This is a genomic window from Pelagicoccus sp. SDUM812003 (assembly GCF_031127815.1).
Lineage (GTDB): Bacteria > Verrucomicrobiota > Verrucomicrobiia > Opitutales > Opitutaceae > Pelagicoccus.
Genome location: NZ_JARXHY010000007.1, coordinates 22,387 through 42,887, shown reverse-complemented (window position 1 = coordinate 42,887; position 20,501 = coordinate 22,387). Strand labels below are relative to the sequence as shown.

13 protein-coding genes are annotated in these 20,501 nt (G+C 58.6%); 9 read left to right on the top strand and 4 right to left on the bottom strand.

Going from position 1 to position 20,501, the window contains the following annotated elements:
- Positions 1–43 precede the first annotated feature (43 nt).
- From QEH54_RS11150 to QEH54_RS11140, 3 genes are all read right to left on the bottom strand, one after another.
- Positions 44–1,957 (bottom strand): ATP-binding protein, encoded by a 1,914-nt coding sequence (locus QEH54_RS11150; protein WP_309018753.1) that lies wholly within the window; start codon positions 1,955–1,957, stop codon positions 44–46.
- Positions 1,958–1,977: 20 nt separating this feature from the next.
- Positions 1,978–3,879 (bottom strand): ammonium transporter, encoded by a 1,902-nt coding sequence (gene amt / locus QEH54_RS11145; RefSeq protein ID WP_309018752.1) that lies wholly within the window; start codon positions 3,877–3,879, stop codon positions 1,978–1,980.
- Positions 3,880–4,114: 235 nt separating this feature from the next.
- Positions 4,115–5,533: a malonyl-CoA decarboxylase gene (locus QEH54_RS11140; protein ID WP_309018751.1), complete on the bottom strand. Its 1,419-nt coding sequence runs from the start codon at positions 5,531–5,533 to the stop codon at positions 4,115–4,117.
- Between the two features lie 492 nt (positions 5,534–6,025).
- Here QEH54_RS11140 and QEH54_RS11135 point away from each other — a divergent pair, with 492 nt between their 5' ends.
- The 9 genes from QEH54_RS11135 (at position 6,026) to QEH54_RS11095 (ending at position 17,392) form a co-directional block, all read left to right on the top strand.
- Complete coding sequence (locus tag QEH54_RS11135) at positions 6,026–7,936, top strand: DNA translocase FtsK (protein WP_309018750.1); 1,911 nt, start codon at positions 6,026–6,028, stop codon at positions 7,934–7,936.
- 139 nt (positions 7,937–8,075) lie between these two features.
- A complete protein-coding gene (locus QEH54_RS11130; RefSeq protein ID WP_309018749.1) occupies positions 8,076–9,575 on the top strand; it encodes a hypothetical protein in 1,500 nt (499 codons plus the stop codon).
- 4 nt (positions 9,576–9,579) lie between these two features.
- The gene (locus tag QEH54_RS11125; RefSeq protein WP_309018748.1) at positions 9,580–9,927 is read left to right on the top strand and encodes a hypothetical protein; all 348 of its coding nucleotides are present in this window, start codon (positions 9,580–9,582) and stop codon (positions 9,925–9,927) included.
- Between the two features lie 89 nt (positions 9,928–10,016).
- Positions 10,017–10,418: a hypothetical protein gene (locus QEH54_RS11120; RefSeq protein WP_309018747.1), complete on the top strand. Its 402-nt coding sequence runs from the start codon at positions 10,017–10,019 to the stop codon at positions 10,416–10,418.
- A gap of 53 nt (positions 10,419–10,471) precedes the next feature.
- Positions 10,472–11,455, top strand: coding sequence for a PEGA domain-containing protein (locus QEH54_RS11115; protein ID WP_309018746.1), 984 nt, complete (start codon positions 10,472–10,474; stop codon positions 11,453–11,455).
- A 311-nt stretch (positions 11,456–11,766) separates the two neighbouring features.
- Positions 11,767–13,095 (top strand): VWA domain-containing protein, encoded by a 1,329-nt coding sequence (locus QEH54_RS11110; protein ID WP_309018745.1) that lies wholly within the window; start codon positions 11,767–11,769, stop codon positions 13,093–13,095.
- Complete coding sequence (locus tag QEH54_RS11105; RefSeq protein WP_309018744.1) at positions 13,092–14,588, top strand: HAMP domain-containing sensor histidine kinase; 1,497 nt, start codon at positions 13,092–13,094, stop codon at positions 14,586–14,588. The genes QEH54_RS11110 and QEH54_RS11105 overlap by 4 nt, the downstream gene beginning before the upstream one ends.
- A 13-nt stretch (positions 14,589–14,601) precedes the next feature.
- Positions 14,602–15,303 carry a response regulator transcription factor gene (locus tag QEH54_RS11100; RefSeq protein ID WP_309018743.1) on the top strand — a complete coding sequence of 234 codons (702 nt, stop codon included), beginning with the start codon at positions 14,602–14,604 and terminating at the stop codon, positions 15,301–15,303.
- A gap of 121 nt (positions 15,304–15,424) precedes the next feature.
- Positions 15,425–17,392 (top strand): VWA domain-containing protein, encoded by a 1,968-nt coding sequence (locus QEH54_RS11095; protein WP_309018742.1) that lies wholly within the window; start codon positions 15,425–15,427, stop codon positions 17,390–17,392.
- A 163-nt stretch (positions 17,393–17,555) separates the two neighbouring features.
- On the opposite strand, the gene QEH54_RS11090 is transcribed toward QEH54_RS11095, so the two are convergent.
- Entirely contained in the window at positions 17,556–20,288 is a 2,733-nt protein-coding gene (locus QEH54_RS11090) for a valine--tRNA ligase (protein ID WP_309018741.1), read from the bottom strand.
- Positions 20,289–20,501: the final 213 nt, after the last annotated feature.

The window sequence follows — 20,501 nt, the reverse complement described above, 5'->3', positions numbered from 1 at the left end:
CTCGTCCGAAGGCAACCCTGCGATCGTCCGGATCGCGCCCCGCTTATGCGACTTGGTCCGGACTGGTCCACTTCTTAACCGCCGCTTCGAGGTCGCCCTTTTTCAGGGGCTTGGAGAGAAAGTCGTCCATGCCCGAGCTGAGAGCCTTCTCGCGATCTCCTTGCAAGGCGTTCGCGGTGAGCGCGATGATGGGCGTCTTTCGCCTTTGCTCGTCCGGCAGGGCTCGGATTCTCCGCGTCGCTTCGTACCCATCGAGCACCGGCATCTGACAGTCCATGAGGATCAGCTCGAAGCGGCGCGTTTCCAATAGCTCCAACGCCTCCCTCCCATTGCTGGCGATCGTCGCTTCGTAGCCGGCCTTTTTAAGGAAACGGGCCGCGATCTTCGAATTGATCGGATTGTCCTCCACCACCAAAACGCGGCCGTGCGATGAAAGGGCCTCTCCTGGGAGGTTCGCAGCGCTCTCGTCCGCGCGAGAGTCGCCTCGAGAGGCGACGCTTCGGGCGCAGACGGAATTGAGCGCGTTGACCAGCTGGGTCTGCCGTATCGGAGATTTGACTACGCCATTCACCATAGCCACCGCTGCCTCGTCGCGTTTTTCCCCAAAGCGTTCCACCGCGAGGACCTTTATGTCTCTGCCCGGGTACGCCCTATCGCAGGCGGACCGCAAGGCCCCTGCGTTGTCGACGTTCAGCTGACCGTTCCAGATAAGGGCGTCGAAGGGCGAAGAGGCATGAAGCAGCTGCGCGGCGAGCTGATCGACCTTCGAGACGCTCACGACTTCGATCTTGAAGCATCCCCAATTGCGCAGGTGAGCGACCAGCATTTCCGCGGCTGGCCGAGACTGATCCTGCGCGATGAGGAATCGCTTGCTGCGAATCTCGGGCAGCAAAGCCACCGAAACCGGCACCCCGCGCGGCTGTTTCTTCAACGGCAGCGTGACAGAGAATCGCGAGCCTTTCCCCAGAACGCTTTCCACCGAGATGTCGCCGCCCATCAGCTCGACGAGCCGCTTCGAAATCGCCAATCCAAGCCCGGTCCCGCCAAATACGCGGGTGTGCGAGCTATCGACCTGCACAAAGGACTGGAAGAGCTTGTCGAGCTTCTCCTCGGGGATCCCAATCCCAGTATCGCGTACCGAAATTTCCAATACAACGTCGCACCCTTTGCGGCTCACCAGCTTCGCCTGTACATCGATGGCGCCTTGATGGGTGAACTTGATGGCGTTGCTCACGATGTTCACCAGGACCTGACGGATGCGATGGCTATCCCCGATGAGCAAGGTCGGGACCATGGGCTCGATGTTGGATGACAAGTCGATCCCCTTCTCCATCGCTCGACTGGAGAGCAAACCCACCACGTCATCGAAAAGCTTCATCAGGTCGAAGCGATGGCGATCGACCTCCATCTTGCCCGCCTCCATCTTGGAAAAATCCAGTATGTCGTTGATGATGCCCAGCAACGCTTCCGCGGATTGGTAGCTCGACTCGGCGTACTCCAGCTGCTCCTCGTCCAGCTTCGTATCCAAAAGCAGCTGCATCATGCCCAGCACCCCGTTCATGGGAGTGCGTATTTCGTGACTCATGTTGGCGAGAAACTGGCTCTTGGTCTCGCTAGCCATTTCGGCTTCCTTGCGGGCCTGAAGGGAGTCTTCCAAAATGTTCTGCATGGCCTCTCCCATGTCCCGATAGAGCTTGGCCTTGCGATCTCCTTCCTCCATGGCGAGCTCCTTCACCGCGAGCGCCGACTCCAGACTCGAAACCTCGCGGCAGAGCTGCTCGACGCGCGAACCAGCCCGATCCCTTGATTCCTCCAGCAGCTCCACCTTGCGCTCCAGCAATCCGGCATAGCGGCCCAGCTCGCTCGCGCGATCGTTCGCTCGCCGAAGCGCCGTCCAGACGGAAAACAGACCGAGGCCTGCCGCGGCCACTAGCATTGAGATCCAAAACACGCTCATCTCCCGAGGGGTGACACAGTCTATCGAGACTGCAGCTCCTTGCCAAAGGGCGGTTCTCGTCCCAGCTCCTGCGACAGATCGTCTATCTGGCGCTTGAGCTCCGCCATGCGGAGTTCGCGATCGACGGCCAAGCCGTTAAACGCCTCGATCTGCCGCACCTTTTCCTCCAGCTCGTCACGCGTGCGCTCGGCCTCTTCCTTGGCCTTTTGCAGCATGGTCTTGTATTTCTCGCTGCGGGACCGATCGCGAACCTTGACCGTGAAAATGCGTTGTCCGCCGATCTTGCCCTCCGTGGTCTCCACCTCCACCGGGGAAAGCTCGCCCGACTGCGAGAGGCCGACCAAAGGGCGCTGCTGCTGCTCGGAAACATAGCTGGCAGAGACACGTATCAACTGCTCGAAGGACTCCAGCAAGCCGCCGTCAGAGCGCTGCAGGAGCTGCCAAACGCTGCGCCCCTCCAGAGTCTCAAAGCCGAACATCGCGCAGGCGCTTGGATTGGCCCGCAAGATGGTTCCCTCGACCGAGCATGTCAGGATGCCGTCCTTGGCGTCCCGCACGATCAGCTCGTTTCGGGCCACCGTCTTCTCCAAGGAATCCAGCACCTCGTTGTACTTGCTGGCGATCTGTCCGATCTCCGTGAAGGGCTCCACGGTAACGCGCCGCGCCAGATCGAACCTGCGCGACTGCAGCTCCATCTCCCGCAGGAGATCGAGGTGCTCGGTCGAAACGTGGTGCTCCGATGCGTTCAGTCCCTCCCGCTCATGATCCGGATCCACGCGCAACTTCACCCAAGCGGTCACCAATCGAAGAAACAAATACGTGGCGCCAAACGCCAGCCCGGCGCAGACCAGGCTGCCCAGGGCCTGAGTGACGAGCTGCTCGAGCCGGCCCATGCCGTTGGCGAACTGCTCCGCGTCTCCGAAAAGCGCCACCGCCAGCGTTCCCCAAATCCCCGCTGCCGCATGCACCGGGAAGGCGCCCACCGCATCGTCAAGTCCGAGCCGCTCCAGCAGCCGATCGGAAAACACCATCACCACCGCCCCGATCCCTCCGATGAGCACGGCGCTCAAAGAGGAAACCATGTGACAGTTCGCCGTGATCGCCACCAGGCCCGCGAGCAGGCCGTTCATCGCGTATTTGACGTCCGGATACCTGCGCCAAGCGTAGCCAAGAAACAGCGCGACCAGCAAGCCGCTGCACGCCGCGAGAATCGTGTTGGTGACGATCCCCGGAATGCCCTCCCCCCACGATAGGGCGCTGCCGCCATTGAAACCGATCCAGCCGAAGCAAAGCAGCAGCGCTCCGAGCATGGCCAGTGGCAGGCTTTGCCCATGTATCCGTCTCGGCTTTCCCTGCTCGTCGAACCTCCCGAGACGAGGTCCGATGACCAAGACGCTCGCCAGGGCCACCCAACCGCCTACGCCGTGCACTACAGTCGATCCGGCGAAATCGATGAATCCCAGCTCCGCCAGCCAGCCTGGATCGCCCCCGAGCAAACCGCCCCAAGCCCAATGACCGAAAAGCGGATAGATCAGGGCGGAAACGAAGAGCGAGACCAGCAGGTAGCCCTTGAAGCTCATGCGCTCCGCCACCGCGCCCGAGACAATGGTCACCGCAGTGCCGCAGAACATGGCCTGAAAGAGAAAGAACGCGACTTCGCTGGCATTCGCGGCATCCGCCTCGAACAGGAAGCGGGACTCCCCGAAAAGTCCGAATCGAGACAGGCCAAACATGATCCCAAAGCCGAACAGCCAGAACGCGATAACGGAAATCCCGAAATCAGTCAGGTTTTTGACCGCGACGTTGATGCTGTTCTTGGTGCGCGTGCATCCGCTCTCCAAGCAGAGGAAACCACCCTGCATGATGAAAACGAGAGCTGAGCAAACAATCAGCCAGAGACTGTCTAAGGAAGTCAGAACCATTTCGCGGTCGGGACGCAGCACCTAAGGTACCAGAATAAAGCGGAGCACAAGGGCTCCCTACTCCATCGATCCCTTTTAGCGAAAATTTAGAAGTTTCCTCATATTCCGGATAATAGAGGAAACGGAAGCCGCAGCTCCGGTCGACTTTTCCAAGCTCTAAAACGACTCATCGCGACCCCGTCCGGGCCGGAAGAGGACCGGTTGCAGCGAACGCCTCGGCCACACGCAGGACGCGCTAGTCCAGCAATCCCTTCACCGATTTGGAGGCGTTGATCTTGCCGCGACTTTGATAATCCTCGTGGAATCGGTCGATGCGATCGAGACGGTACAGGTAGTTCACCATCAGCCCCGCCGATTCCTGCATGCCCTTGCCGGAGGTGTCGCCCATCCAATTGATCTGCTCCACCCGAGCCCCATTGGTCAGATGGAAATGGGCCACCGGGTCGGCCGCCTTGGCCCCGCCCTTGCGCTTGGCGTTTAACAGGTAATCCGCGCACAGACGAAGCAGGACGGGCTTCAAGGCCTCGCAGACGGAGGCATCGCGAGCCCACTTGCCCGATTGGGCGACTTGGGCCAAGAGCTGCAAGGGGCTTTCCTCCAGGCCCAGAGCCTTGAACTTCTTCAGTTCGCCAGGACGCAGACTCACGTTTTCCACTTCCAACTCCCGGGCCAGCCAGCGGGCGAACCCCGGCAAGGGCGAAAGGGTGGCGAAACGCTTCAGATTCGGCAACTCCTGGCGCAGCTTGGCGACCACCTGCTTGATGAGGAAGTTGCCGAAGCTGATGCCTACCAAGCCCTTCTGCGCGTTCGAAATGGAGTAGAAGATCGCGGTGTCCGCTTCGTCCGACTCCAGGACCTCCGCCTTTTCGTCCAGAAGCTCCTGGATCTGCACCGCTAAGCCTTTGACCAGGGCGACTTCGATGAAAATCAGCGGCTCCTCCCGCATGCAGGGATGGAAGAAGGCGAAGCAGCGTCGGTCGATATCCAAGCGGTTCTTCAGGTCCAGCCAGCTGCGCACGCGGTGGACCGCTTCATAGCGGCCGAGCTTCTCCAGCAACGAAGCCGGAGAGTTCCAGGTGATGCTCTGCATCTCGAGAAATCCGATGTCGAACCACGATCGCAACAGTTCTCGCAAGTCGCGCTCCAACGGCCCGAGCTCGGGGTGCTCCTTTTTGAAATCAATCAAATCCTTCCTGAGCTGTACGAGAAAACGGGGTCCGGACTGCAAGGTGTTGAACTCACGCAACAGGTTCAAGCGAGCCGGCTCCAGGGCTTGACGCAAGCGATAGCGGGCAGTCTCCACTTCCTCGGCTGAGGTCGCCGCATCTAGCCCGGCGACCGCCCCGGCGATCAAATCCGCGTCCGCCCCGTATTCGGAACTGAGCACCCTGAGAAACGCCAAGCGCTTGGCAGGGGGAAACGCCAGATAGGCGCGGGCCAGCTCCGCCGCTCGATGTCGAGCCGAGACATCGCCCCCCTTCTTCTCCAAGCACGCCTCGATCTGCGCCCGCAGGTTTTCCGGATTCGAAATGTCCGGCGTGTCCGATTTTCTGGATACGCGAACGATCTCCCGCCACGCGCTGCGCAAGTTTTGCAAGGCGCTTCCAAAAAGCCCTTCTTTTCCGTTTCCATTCACTTCCTGCTTCGTAGCCATAACCGATCCTTATTCAACTCCGAGACCACAGAGACGTCTCTCCTCCCTCGGCCTGCTCAGCAGACCAAAGCCCCGCGGAAACGCAAAAAGATTCCTCAGCCTTCACGCTTTGACCTCCTCGCCCAGAGACCAGCTCCCCCCCTGGAAGCGGCGCCCGAAAAAAAACGGCATCTCGCCTACGGATTTCATCTTCCGCAAGAGCGACACAGAACAGCAGGGCTCCCGACGTTTCGATGAAAGCCCTTTGCTACGTATTCATTTATCAGCTACGAAAACCGCCCCATCCCTAGCCAGGAGGGAGCATTAGACGCTTCCTGCGAAAATCCCCTAGCGAGATCCCTCACAGAAAAAGGCGCCGACACGGCCTCCGCAGGGGAACGACTGGAACCTCCCATTTTCTTCCCAAAAATCCTTGAACCCCAGCCCCTCTTCGACAGCGTGCTCTGCTTCCGTTTCAGAGTCTAAAACCCATCCGTTTCACGACGCCTTTCTATGCCTCGTCCCTCTTCCCTCCACGCCAAATCCATTCTTCGCGTAAAAGACGGCGTGCGCCGCTTCCTGGAGAATATGGCGGGCGAGGGCATCAGCGAAGAGGAGGAGATGGAAAACGAGGAAACCACAGGGAAGACCGCCGCTTCCTCGCAGACGCAAGACACCGAGAATCTCCCCGAAGACCTCGTGCGCATCGCCGAAATGGAAGCCGCCACCCTGCAAGCGGAATCACGCCAGATCGCGCAATGGCGCCAGGAGCTCGAACGCATCCTGAAAGACCGCGAGGAGCGTCAGGCCTACTTCGCCGACCTGGCAAAGGAGCGCGGAACCCGCTTCGCCCAAATGCTGCAGAGCGCCCGCGACCAGCTCGCCGGCAAAACGCCCTCGGATTTCGAGCAAGCTCACGAAGCGGAATCCGAAGAGGATACTCCCGTTTCCGAGCCGACAGCCACCGCAAGCGCCTCGGAAACAACCTCTTCCATCGCCCCCCAACCCTACGCCACGCCGACCGTCGACCTTCTCGACGCCTCGGAGCTCGACGAATCGGCCCTCGTCTCCCCCGACTCTCTCGAACAGCAGGAACGCGCCCTGCAAGGCGCTCTCGACAATTTCGCGGTGGACGCCCTGGTCTACGACGCGGTGGTCGGCCCGCGAGTCACCCAGTTTCGCGTCCGCCCGGGCATCGGCGTACGGGTGGAGAAAATCGCCGCCCTGCAAAAAAACATTTCCCTCGCCCTCGCCCAAACTAACGTGCGCATCCAAGCCCCCATACCGGGCGAGCCCTTCGTAGGCATCGAGGTGGGCAACGGAAACACCCTGCCCATCCGCCTGCGCAGCGTCTTCGAGTCCAAAGCCTGGCGCCAAGGCAAGGAAACCATCCCGCTGGCCATCGGCATGGACATTCAGGGCAAGATCGTGGTGGCGGACCTCGCCAAAGCCCCGCACCTCATGATCGCAGGCGCCACGGGCAGCGGCAAGTCGGTCTGCATGAGCAACCTCATCCTCAGCCTGCTCTACAAGTTCAGCCCCGAGGAGCTGGAGCTGGTGCTCATCGACCCGAAGCGCGTCGAGTTCGGTCTCTTCCGCGAGGTGCCTCACCTCATCCACTCCGTAGTGGGCGAAGCCAAAACCGCCGTGCAAGTTCTCAAGTGGGTCGTACAGGAGATGGAAACCCGCTACGAGATCCTGGCGGAAAAACAGGTCCGCAACATCGCCGGCTACAACGCCAAGGCCGAAGCCCAAGGCTTCGAAAAGATGCCTTTCATGGTGGTGATCATCGACGAGCTGGCGGACCTTATGATGACTTCCAAGGGCGAAGCCGAAGCCTCCCTCGCTCGCATCGCCCAGCTTTCGCGAGCCGTGGGCATCCACACCATCATCGCCACCCAGCGGCCGTCGGTCAACGTCATCACTGGCGTCATAAAGGCAAACTACCCGACTCGCATCGCCTTCCAAGTTTCCTCGCTGGTCGACTCCCGCACCATCCTCGATTGCAAAGGCGCCGAGTCTCTGCTGGGCCAAGGCGACATGCTTTTCAACCCGCCGGGCTTCTCGCGCTTGCTGCGTATCCAAAGTCCTATGGTGCAGGACGAGGAACTGACCCGCGTGGTCACCCACGTCTCGCAAAACCAAGCCGAACGCCACCGCGTCGATCTTTCAAGCGTCGCCGGCCCTGGCGACGGCGAGCGCGACCCCGACCAGGAGGGCTTGGACGATCTGTTCAAAGAAGCCCTCGCCATCGTGGCCGAGTCGCAAAAGGCCAGCACCAGCTACCTGCAGCGCCGTCTGCGCATCGGCTATAACCGTGCCGCCACCCTCATCGAGGAAATGGAAGACCGCTTCTACATCGGCCCGCAAAACGGCTCCACCCCGCGTGAAGTCTTCATCACCCCGGAGGAGCTCGCTCAATGATCAGCTACTTAAAAGGTGGGACGGGGGCTCCGAACCCGTCCAAAACGCTAGCCATCAAGCCTACGCTAGCCCAATCCAGCCCAGCGGCGCTTCGCCTAGCGCGCTCTTCGTTCTTCCTTCTTCCTTTTTCGTTTAGATAATGGACATCCTTTCCATCAACGACTTGCTCGACGCTCTGGAAGAGCATGGAGCCGACGCCGTCATCAAGGGCACCCGCAAGCGGCCCATCTCCAGCTTCGCGCTTCGGGACCTGTATTCAAACTACGCGGACAAACCAGCGTATCTTCTTTTTCTCTCCCGCTACCCGCTGATCCCGTCAGAGCTCGCGCAGTCCATGGTGGACGATCTAAAGAAAAACCAGTCCGAGATCGCCCGCCACCTCGCTGCCAATCCTCGCACGCCCCAGCAATCTCTCCATAAACTGGCTAAGCGCGACGACTCGAGCGTTCGCCTCGCCGTCGCCCAAAATCCCAACGCCAGCCCCAAGGAGTGCCAACTGCTGGCCCAAGATCAATCCGCCTTCGTGCGAGCCGCTATCGCGGAAAACCCGGGCTTGCCTACCTACCTGCAGTTCATTCTGGCCGAAGACAGCGAGCCGGTGGTGAAGATCGCCCTCGCTGGTCGCGAAAATCTCGATACAGACGTCGCCCACCACCTCGGCCGCGATCAGAGCGCTCTGGTCAAGACCGCCCTGCTGCAAAACAAGGAGCTGGAACCGGAGCTGTTCCAGCTCTGGGCCGACATGGACGACGAGACCTTGCAGTCTCTCATCCTGCGCAATCTCGACGCCTACCCGGCCTCCGTCCGCAAGTCGCTGCGCTACTCCACGCGGGCTTCCGTACGCTTCGCCGCTCTCGACACAGAACCCCTTTCCCTTCCGGAAATGCTCTGGCTGGCCGAGTCCGACAGCATCGAAGATCGCGTCTACCTCGCCCAGCAAAAGAATCTCCCCTCCGCCATCCAGCGTATCCTCGCTCAGGATACATCGGAAAAGGTTCGCCGACTTCTCGCCGCCAGCGTCAGCCTTCAGCAAGACATCGCGGAACGCATCGCCGCCTCCCACGACCTACAAGCCTGCATGGCCCTCGCCAAGTCGCCCAACATCAGCGCCAGCCTGATCAGCGAGCTTTGCCTGCATCCCGATCCGGAAGTCGCCAAACTCGTCGCCTACCGCGAAGACTTGACCGAAAAACACTGGGACCTGCTGATCAACCACCGCGAAGACAGCGAGGTCGCCAAACACATCGCCTTCCAAGCCATCGATTTCCCCAACATCGAAGAAGCGGTCGCGGAACGCTTCGCCGCCAGTCGCAACCCTTCACTACGCGCCTTCGCAGCCGCCGCTCTCGAGCTCAGCCCCGCGACTCTTGGGATCCTTAGCCAGGACCTCTGCGACAAGGTGCGCGAATCCGCCGTGGCAAATCCCAAACTGCCCGAGCCCCAGCTCCGAGCCCTCTGCTACGATACCAACAAGGCCATCGCCAACGCGGCTGAAAAAGCCATCGCTCAGCGTATGCAGCCCGTCAGCGCCAGCACCAGCAGCAGCGAACCTCGCGAACGATTCGACAGACCGACCACCCTTTCCAGCGGCTCCCGCCGCACCATTCTCAACAAGATCGTAACCTTTTTCAAAGAATAGACCTATGGCTAAGAAACCACTGAAACTCGACCCCTTGACCTTCGCCGAAATCGTACTTCGCGGCGACAGCGAAACCATCCGTCAAGCCCTCGAAGCCCGCACACAGATCGACACATTGCTCGAAGAACGCGAAGCCGCTTACCAGCGTATCAGCGAACTGGAGACACAAGTAGAGTCCATCGTTGGCGAAGAAGGCGTCTTCCCCTTCCCTGAGCCTCCCGCTCCCGTCGCCGCCTTCCCAAGCAAACCCGCTGCCAAGAAAGCCGCTAAAAAGGCCGCTCCCAAGCCCAAGGCAGAGGGAAAGCCCACCGAGGAGACCAAGCCCGAAGCCCCCACCGAAGAGGAAGAATAACTCCCGCGAATCTCACTAATCTACGCGAATGATGAATTCGTGAGGATTCGTGTCATTCGTGGGAGAACAGCACCCACATGCCACCAAACATGTCCATAGACGAGCTCATCGCGGTCAACTCTCTGCTCATCGAGCGAGAGACCGAACTCGCTGAGCTCAGTCAGATCGAGCGCTCCATCACCGAGCTGCTCGGACAGCCCTACCCCTTCGACGCCCCCCAAGCCGAGCTCCCCTCATCCCATAAGCGAAAGCTGGCCAAGGCCAAGAAACGCCCTACGAAAAAAGGCCCGCCCAAAATCCGTCGGCTCAAAGACGACGAATTCGCCTACCGCGTGACCCTATCGGAAAACGGCGAGATCAAGACTCACGATCTGCTCGATTTCGCCCCTTTCCAGGACCTTCTCGCCAAGCCGCTCCCTCATCTACGTATCCATAAAGTGGAAACCATCGACGTCTCGCAATCCCCCGTCGACCTGCTTTTCGAAGCCTAGAGCCATTTTCGTATTGAGTTGCCAAGCGTGCGGCAAAATCGCCACTCTTACGCATGCTGACCCTAACACCTGAAAACCGCAGCAGAGGCGGCGTCGCCATCGTGCTGATCCTGGTTCTGTTCCTGCTCGCTGCGGGTGGAGCCGCTTTTTACTTTTACACGGAATCCAGCAAGGAAAGCTACGCAGCGGAAACCATCCAAATGGCCAGCGACCTGTCGAAGGCTGTCATCCGGTTGGACGAAAACGCTACCGCCGGCGAGATCCAACGTGTCCGCAATCAAATATCAGAGTATCTCGCCCGCACCGACGCGATCCCTTCCGCCCGCGAAACCTGGATCGCTCATATCGAAACCATAGAATCCAAACGCGAAGAGCGGATGGCAAAGGTCGAGGAACTAAACAAGCGCGTGGCCGAGTTCCCTCTCAGCAGCTCCGCGCAAGAGCTGGAAGCGTTCGAGACGGAGCTGAAGGCTTTGTCACGAAATTTGGATACGGAAACGCGAAACGAACTCCTCTCCACCTGGTCGCAACGAAAACAGCGCATCCTCACGGAAATCAACAGCGTCTCCGCCACGGTGATCGCCAAGTCGTTCCCCTCCGGAGCGAAAACCTATCTCGACGGCGAATACATCGGTCTCTCTTCACTCGGCATTCAAAACGTGCGAAAAGGGACCCATCTCCTGCGCTTCGAAAAGGAGGGTTACCTTCCCGCCGAAATCGAAGTCGAAGTCACTCGCAGCGGACAAATCGAGCCCCCCGCGGTCGACCTGCAAATGGCCACAAATCCTGTCAGCGTCAAGGTAGTCGGCGGCAAGATGAAAGCCGAAATCTCAGTTTCGATCGAAAAAACTGCCGACAACAACAAAGACATCATTCTCTACATCGAGGAACAAAAAGGCCGAGAAGCGACATTCGACCAAGCCCCGACAGGAACGATTCTCTTGTCAGTCACCTCGGACCTTCGCCTTGCCCACGAGCAGGTCATCATCAACCAGCCCGGCGACGATCAAGTGATCGAAGTCGTGCTGGAAAAATAAAATACCGCCTTCATAGGTAACCTCTGCGAACACGCATCTCGTTGCAGTCGCGGACGTTGACCGTGGTCCTAGGTCAATGAGCTCCTCACCCACGCCACCCAGCGGGTCTTAAACGCCCTAGCGAGGCAGGTGCTTGCCAGCATACCCTCCTTTCACTCCAAAAGCACCCGGGGTTATCCGCGTCCACTCGCGATTCCAAATCTCTCCACCGCCAAGCCTGCCCCTCGTATCGAATCCGTCGCGACAAGTTCGTGACAAAGTTTTACAGATCGGTGACCCTTTCTCTTCTCAGATCTGGTACACTCCGCCCCATGCGCTTGCTATCAAGGCTCGTTTTCGCGTCGCTTTCCTTCGTTCTCACCGTCTTCGCTTCCGCCGAGACGCGACTGAGCATGGAGCTCGACCGCGAGTACTACTTGGAAAAAACTCAGAACAACCTCTACCTGAAAACCACCGTCTACACCGACGAGCTTCCTTCGCAACGCGAACGTCCCCCCGCCAATATCGTTTTCCTCGTCGATCGCTCGGGCTCCATGGAGGGCGAAAGACTCGAGGCGCTCAAACGCGCGTTGCAACAGGCGCTCAACCAGCTCTCCTCCCACGACCGAGTTTCCCTCGTAGCCTTCGGCTCCAGCATCGAAACGCTCATCGCACCGATCCCGCTAGATCAATTGCAGAGTCCCGCCGCCACTATCGCGAATCTTGGTACAGACGGCGGCTCGGACCTATTTAGCGGACTCAAACAGGCCGAAGCCGAGATCAAGAAAAACGCCACTCCACAGAGCTTCGACCGCATCCTGCTCATCTGCGACGGCCCTCCCAACAAAGGTCGACGCGACAAAGAGTCTTTTGTCGAGCTCGCCACTTCACTGGCTAAAAGCAGCATCAGTATCGCCGCCTTCGCTCTCGGCGAAGACGCGCCCAGAGATCTGCTCTTCCGCTTGGTCGAGCCCAGCGCCGCCCCTTTCTACGATCTGGCCGATCCCAACCAACTAACCGAGACACTCGCCAGCGAACTGCAAACGCTCAATCAAGCCATCGGCAAGGGCGCCGTGCTGGAGATCAAGTTCGACGGCTCCGTCGACATCGTGGAGAGCATCGGTCGCCAGGCGGACCCAAACCGCCGCGCCATAACCTTCCGTTTTGAAAAACTGCTCGCGAATCAGGAGCTCAGCACCATCGTGCAAGCGACCCTGCGAGCCTCCGGCTCCTTCTATTCACCCTCCAGAATCGCCACCGCAAGACTGAGCTATCAGCCGATTGGCAGCCCGGAAACCAACGCCCCCATCGTCATCGAATCATCGGTCGAAGCGCGTTTCACCCCGAGCAGCTCCCACTCCTTCAAAAGCATTGCGACCCACGTCTATCAAGCAGTCTGCGAGGGGGAAGTCGCCGACACCGTTCGGGAATCGATCGAAGCTTTCCAGCAAGGAAATGGAAAGCAGGCCCTGCGCGATCTTAAAAAACTGGCCCGCAGCCTTCGCAGCGTCGCTAGCGATCTGCCTGAACTCCAGGTGCAAAGCGCCCTCGATCAACTCACCAGAACGATCGACACCATCGAAAACGCCAGCGAGTCTACCATCGAACAACGGGCGCTTTTCGACACCCTATTCCCCTCACTCAACGAGTCGCCCCAGTGAAGCCGTCCACAAAATCGACCTTTGTCTGGATACTCCTCGCAGCCTCCGCGCTCTGCCTTGCAGGCCTAACCCTCTTTTCTCTCTATCGCGAAAAGCACGCGGATTCGCGCCGCCGCACCGAACTGATTAGCCAACAGGAGCTGCGCCTCTCGGAGAAACTCGCCGCCTACTTCTCCGAAATCCAGCTACAGATCGCTCGTCAGCTCATCGGCTATCATCAGGAAGGGCTCGCCTCGCAACTCGATCGCTGGGCTAAGACTGCCCCCATCATTCGCAACGCTCGGATACTGCCGCCGCAAACCGATCTCGCCCCCTTTCTGCAAGGCGATGGGCAACAAACGATCGCCCTCGAATCGCCGGACGCTCCAGCGATCCTTCGCAGTGGCTACTATCAGGACAACAAGGAGATCGCCTTGCACGACGAAGGCGCCATCGACCCTATCCTCTTCTGGGCCTATCGAAGCAGCGAAAACGAGCCAGCTTGGGTGGTCGGACATCGCATGGCAAAGGGACAGCCCCCGCGTATCGTAACTCTCGATACGGAAACTCTGCTGGCAGCGTTCCACAGTCTGCTAGACGAGCTCGCCATCCCTGGGCTCTCGGCTTCGATCCAGAAAGAGCAAGCAAGCGACTCCGTTTCGCTCTCTTCGATCCTGCCTGGCTATTCTTTGCAACTTTCACTGGCTCCGGATCCGGAAAGCGCCTGGCTGAGCTCCTTTCGCTACTCACTCCTCGTCCTCACTCTGGCCATAGGCTTGCTGTGCTCCTTCCTTATCGTTCGCCAGGTTTCCCGAGATCGACGCGACGCCCTTCGCAAGACCACCTTCGTCTCCCAGATCAGTCACGAATTCAAGACGCCGCTCACTAGCATCTCTCTTTATTCGGATTTGCTTTCCAATGAAAACCTACCTCCCGAAAAACGTCAGAGGTATCTGGATACCATCAGCCGCGAGAGCCACCGACTCAGTGAAATGGTGGACAACATCCTAGCTCTCAATGCCCTCGAGCTGGGAAAGAAACGCTATCGTATCCAAACCTTCGATCCTGCTGCAGCCATTTCCCAAATCCTTTCCGACCACCAGCGCCCGCTGGAAACCGCCGGCCTCACCATCGAATGGGAAGCGCCCGGCGAACGTTGCCAAATCTCTTTCGACCCCGCTGCGCTACGCCAGATTCTTCTCAACCTGCTCGACAACGCCCGTAAATACGCCGCAGGGGGACAGTACGTTGGCATCCATCTCCATTGCTCCGCACGCTGCCGCATTCTCGTAGAAGACCGTGGACCAGGAATTCCCTCTTCTCAGCGAGATCAAATCTTCGAAGCATTCTACCAGGAGCAATCGACTCTCACGGATAAGAGCCCCGGCGCTGGCATCGGCCTCAGCATATCACGCCGCATGGCTCGCGACTGCCGAGGCGACTTGTCCTTAGATACCAAGTACACCGAAGGAGCCCGCTTCATCCTCGAACTCCCGCTCGCCACCCCATCCTGAAAAGCGAATCCCCATGAAAACCATCCTCATAGTCGAAGACGATACGAACATCCGCGAAGGCTTATCCGATGCGATCGAAGCCGATGGGCATCGCCCTCTGCTCGCCGCCGACGGAGAAGAAGCAGTGGAGCAATTTTTCGCCAAAGGCCCCGATCTCGTCCTGCTCGACATTATGATGCCTAAGAAAAATGGATACGATGTCTGTCGGCAGATTCGTGAGAAGAACAAGCAAGTCCCCATCCTCATGCTCACCGCGAAGACCGAAGAAATCGACCACGTGCTCGGGCTCGAGCTGGGCGCTGACGACTATATCGAAAAACCCTTTCGCGTCCGCGAGCTGCTGGCCCGTATCCACGCTGCCTTACGCCGGGTTGACGCATTTTCCTCCACCACCGCTACAGCGAAGAAAGCCACTTCCCATACCTTCGAATTCGGCCCGGTCACCATCGACCCGCGTCGTCTCGTAGCGATCGTCGACGACGAGGAAAAAGAACTGACCGAGCGCGAGCTCACCCTTCTCCACCTTTTCCACGCCCATCCACAAGAAGCCCTCAGTCGTGATTTTCTCTTAGACGAGGCCTGGGGCATCGATTACCAAGGCACCACTCGCACCCTCGATCAGCATATCGCTAAACTTCGAGCAAAAATCGAACCCAGCGACAGCCCGAGTCTTATCAAAACCGTACACGGCGTAGGTTATAAATTCTCGGGGTGATGCGGTGACAAGTGCATACAACGTGTCACAGGCTTTTACTTGCCGGTGACGACTTTCACAGCCCCGATCTGTATCATGATGGCAGATACTCGAAGTTATAACCCAAAATTCGAATCGCATCATGAAACAAAAATCCACTCGCGCCATCAGCGCATTCGTCGCCCTTCCGCTGTTTCTCTCTACCTTCATCCAAGGGCAGCAGAGAAACAATGACGAGGAAGAGATATTCGAACTCTCTCCTTTTGAAGTATCCTCTCCCAGCTTCGGCGTCACCGCCGGCGGAGCCCAAGACATCGCCTTCACTCGCTCGCAGATCGCCATGGGCAAGATCCCGCAACCAACAAGCTTCACTGCGGAGGGACTGCTGAGCGAATACGATCTCCCGCTGAACGAACCAAGCCGCGGGGCCAATCTGATAAACGTTTTTGGTGAAGCCATGCCAGTCAGCCTTCCAGAACTCCCCGAAGCGACCCACCTTGCTCAGATTGGTTTCTCCTCAGGCATCGACGCGGCATCGTGGGAACGCGCCCCACTCAACCTGATCGCCGTAGTCGACAAGTCGGGCTCAATGAGCGGACGTCCTCTGGACCTTGTGCGACTATCCCTGCTAGAAGCGCTCGATCAGCTCGGCGAAAAAGACCAGCTTTCCATCGTGCTCTACGGCGATCGAAGCCACGTCTATCTCGAGCCCATCGCGACTTCGCCTTTCAACAAAAAACGTATCCGAAATTCCATTCTTGGAATTCAGTCGGCCGGATCCACCAACCTGGAACATGGGCTCAAAGTAGGCTACTCCGTGGCCGACGAGACCGCTCCGGATTTTGAGGGCACCACGCGTCTCATGCTCTTCACCGACGAGCGACCCAATACCGGCAACACGAGCGAGCATGGTTTCATGCGGCAGATGAGAGAGGGGTCCAACAAAGGCTACGGACTGACCACTATCGGAGTAGGCACCCACTTCGGAGCCGAGCTGGCAAATACCATCAGTTCGGTTCGCGGCGGAAATCTGTTTTTCTTCCCCGACGCCGCGACCATGCAGGACAAGTTCGCCAACGAGTTCGAAACCATGGTCACCGAACTTGCCTACGACATGAAACTAACCCTCTCGCCAGCGGAAGGTTTCAAAATCGTCGGCGTGTATGGAATTCCTGGTGACATGCTTCAATGGACCGACGATGGGCGCTCCCTCTACATGAAAGTGGAAACCCTGTTTCTGAGCCTAAGAAAAGGAGCCATCTACTTCGCCCTGGCCTCTCAAAACACCCGCCCGTTCAGCCGCGCGACTTCAGACGAGATTGCTCAAGCCTCACTCTCCTATCAGATGGGCAACCAGAAATTTCCCATCTCTCAAACCGTATCGCTCCCTCTGCAAAGCCAACGTGACGCAAGCGTCGGTCTGCGCCGCGGCGAAGCATTGATCGACGAGTACATCTCACTCAAGAAAGCAACTACCCTGTATCACGAACAGGGAGACGTCGAGAGAGCCTACCGCATCGTGAGCAATCTCGCAGATCGTTTTCAAAATCATAACGACAACGAAATCAGGCCTGAAAAGAAGCTGATCAAGGAAATAGAGAAGAACCTAGCCATCGTATCCAAAAACGACGAGAAGCTCTTCGACGAAGACTTTGACTCGCCCATCTCTGGCTGCTGGATCGCCGATCCATCCGAAAATCCCGAACTCGGTTCCGCCACGCTTTTGACTTTCCATTCCAGCCGTATCATCGAAGTCACACTCCTAGATGAACTCGGAAATCCTGAATACGAAAGCTATGCGATCGCGTCGAAAGCCTTCAGCAAGCGTCGTCACGGTCAGTTGCGAATGATCGACGAGTACCTCATCTACGATCTCGCGGGCTCCAACGAAAGGCTCCATGCTCTTGCCAATTCGGCCGACTACGCCAGCGACATTTCACGCATCGACTACAAGCTGCGTGGCGACCGACTAGTCCTGACTGTTTACGACGAATACGGAAATGAAGAAAACGTTATGCAACTCACCCGTCACTCGAAAGACACCGCCTACCAAGCCCCGTTCCGAAGGGCTGAGATAGAACCCATCACCGGCCTGCCCAGCCGCAGCTAAAAAGTTTGAACGGCTTGTCCCAACACGTTCAAAACCTAAGGACAAGCAAACACGGTCGCCTTGAGGACAAGTCGCCCCACCAAAAAAAAGAGCGGGTCATCAGACCCGCTCTCAACATGAAAATCATCAGTGCCCATCTGCGTAATCTGTGGGCAAAAATCCGCTACAAGCTCTTCAACAGTCGCTCGATCTCGTCACGCTTGGCCACTGTATCCGCAAGCTGCTTACGTGCCCCTTCCACCACGTTGGCGGGAGCCTTGTCGACGAACTTCGGGTTCTTGAGCTTTCCTTCGCCCGCGGCGACTTGCTTGTTAAGCTTTTCGAGCTCTTTGCTCAGGCGCTCCTTCTCCGCGTCCACGTCGATGGCGCTGGAGAGATCGAGGTAAACCGTACCCAAGGCGCCGACCGCTCCTGGACAACCGTCCACGCTGTCCTTCAGCTCGATGGTCGCGGCTCCTGCGAGCTTCTTGATGGTACCCAGATTCCCTGACACCACATTGCCGCTGGCTTCGTCGGCGGGCGAAACGAAGAGCGTCACGTCCTTTTTCGACGCCACGTTGTACTCCGCCTTCACCGCTCGGGCCTTGGAAATGAGCTCCTTCACGTTTTCGATATCCTTAGCGGCAACTGCGTCGACGGACACGCCCGCGGCGGCCAACTTGGCAGCGAGCTCGTCAGCGGTGCCGATCACGGTTTGCTGCAGGAAGCCACCTTCTTCGCAGAAGCCCATGGCATGCCAGAGCTCTTCGGTGATGTGCGGCATGATGGGGTTGAGCAGCAGCAGGGCTTGGCGTATCACCAAGTCGGATACCGCGAGAGCCATGTCGTGAGCCGGGTCGTCCTTCTTCTGCAGCAACGCCTTGGACGCTTCAACGTACCAGTCGCAGTAGTCGCCCCAAACGAAGTTGTATAGGGTATGGGCAAGCTGATGCAGCTCGAACTTTTCGAACTGGCCTTCGATCTCGCGCATGGTTTCCAGCATGCGATTGAGAATCCAATTGCTGTATCCATCGAGCGGCGACGCTTTTACACGATCGATGATGGCCTCCAGCGACGCGTTGCCCTCGACGCCGCCGTTCATCTGACGGAAGCGGCAGGCGTTCCAAAGCTTGTTGCAGAAGTTGCGGCCGATCTCGATGCGGTCTTCCGAAAAGAGAATATCCGAACCGCTGGGAGCGATGTTGATAATGCCGAAACGCAGGCCGTCGGCTCCAAATCGCTCGATCAGGTCGAGCGGGTCGGGCGAGTTGCCGAGCGTCTTGGACATCTTGCGGCCCTTCTCGTCGCGAATAAGACCGTGGATGAAGATATCCTTGAACGGAATGCGGGCCTCGATCTCCTCGTCGGTCAGCGTTTTCTTGTCCTCTCCGTAGAGTTCGAGTCCCGCCATGATCATGCGAGCGACCCAGAAGAAAATGATGTCGAAGCCGGTGACCAAGGTGCTCGTAGGATAAAAATGCTGCAGCTCTTTCAAGGTCTTCTCGTCTTCATTCGGCCAGCCGAAACACGCGATGGGCCAGATGTAGGAGGATGCCCAGGTGTCGAGAACGTCCTCGTCCTGCTCCCAGTTTTCGGGATCGGACGGACCATCGACGGACACGTGCAGGTTGGCGGGATCGGTGCGATCCGCTCCCTTCTTGTACCAAACCGGGATGCGCTGGCCCCACCAGAGCTGACGGCTGATGCACCAATCCTGGATGTTGTTGAGCCAATGCAGGTAAACCTTTTCCCAACGCTTCGGGTGGAACCTGATGATTCCCTTCTCGACCGCTCGCTTGGCTTCCTCGACTTTTGGATACTTGAGGTACCACTGCTCGGATAGGCGCGGCTCGATGGGCACGTCAGCCCGCTCGGAGAAGCCAACGTTGTTTTCGTAGTCCTCCGTGTCGACCAGCAAGCCGAGCTCTTCCAGCAGGGCCGCCGCCTTCTTGCGGGCCTCGAAACGCTCCATGCCCGCGAACTCCGGTCCGGCGTTTTCGTTGAGCGTGCCATCGGGATTCATCACGTCGATCAACGGCAGATCGTGACGCTTGCCGATGTCGAAGTCGACCTGGTCGTGAGCCGGAGTGACCTTGAGGGCGCCGGTTCCGAAGTCGCGCTCTACGGCGCGATCCGCCACGATAGGGATCTGCTCGCGCGGGAAGGGACGCCAGACGTGCTTGCCGACGAGATCGGTATAGCGCTCGTCCTCCGGATGAACCGCCACCGCGGTGTCGCCCATGATAGTCTCCGGGCGCGTGGTGGAAATCTCCAGATAACGGCCGGGCTCTTCCACGACCTCGTAGCGCATCTTCCAGAACTTGCCCTTCTGAGGCTTCATGATGACCTCTTCGTTGGAGAGAGCGGTCTGGGAGCTGGGGCACCAGTTTACCAATCGCTTGCCACGATAGATGAAGCCGCGCTGGTAGAGTTTCACAAACGCGTCCTTGACCGCCCGCTCGTAGGCCTCGTCCATGGTGAAGGTGGTGCGACGCCAATCGCAGGACGCGCCGAGCTTCTTGAGCTGGTTGAGAATCTTGCCGCCATGGTCGTCGCTCCACTGCCACGCTCGTTCGAGGAACTTCTCGCGCCCGATGTCGCGGCGGCTGGTGCCTTCCTTGCGCAGGGCTTGCTCGACCTTGGTCTGAGTGGCGATGGACGCGTGGTCCGTGCCGGGAAACCAGAGCGTGCTCTTGCCCTCGATGCGGGCCCGGCGGATGAAGATGTCCTGCAAGGTGTTGTCCAGCACGTGGCCCATATGCAGGATGCCCGTCACATTCGGCGGCGGAATCATGATCGAGTAGGACTCTTGGCCCTCCTTCACTTCACCTTCGAAGCAGCCGTTTTCCTCCCAAGCGGCGTACCACTTGGGCTCAACTTCCTTCGGATCGTAGCCTTGATTGATTTCCTGTGCCATGAGCTGTGAGCGTGGATGAAAGAAAAAAGGGCCTAGCGATAAGCGTCGCCCCAGTCGAGGGCAAGCGCTTAAACAAACGGCCCGCCTGCTCTGAAATCCACACACCTTTCGCCTCCAGCCCCTCTTCCAAAAGTTTTTTCTACAACGTTGTAGCAAAAACTCACGCGGCGCTGCTTCGAAGGTTCGCGACTCTCGACAAATTTCGTTGGCGCG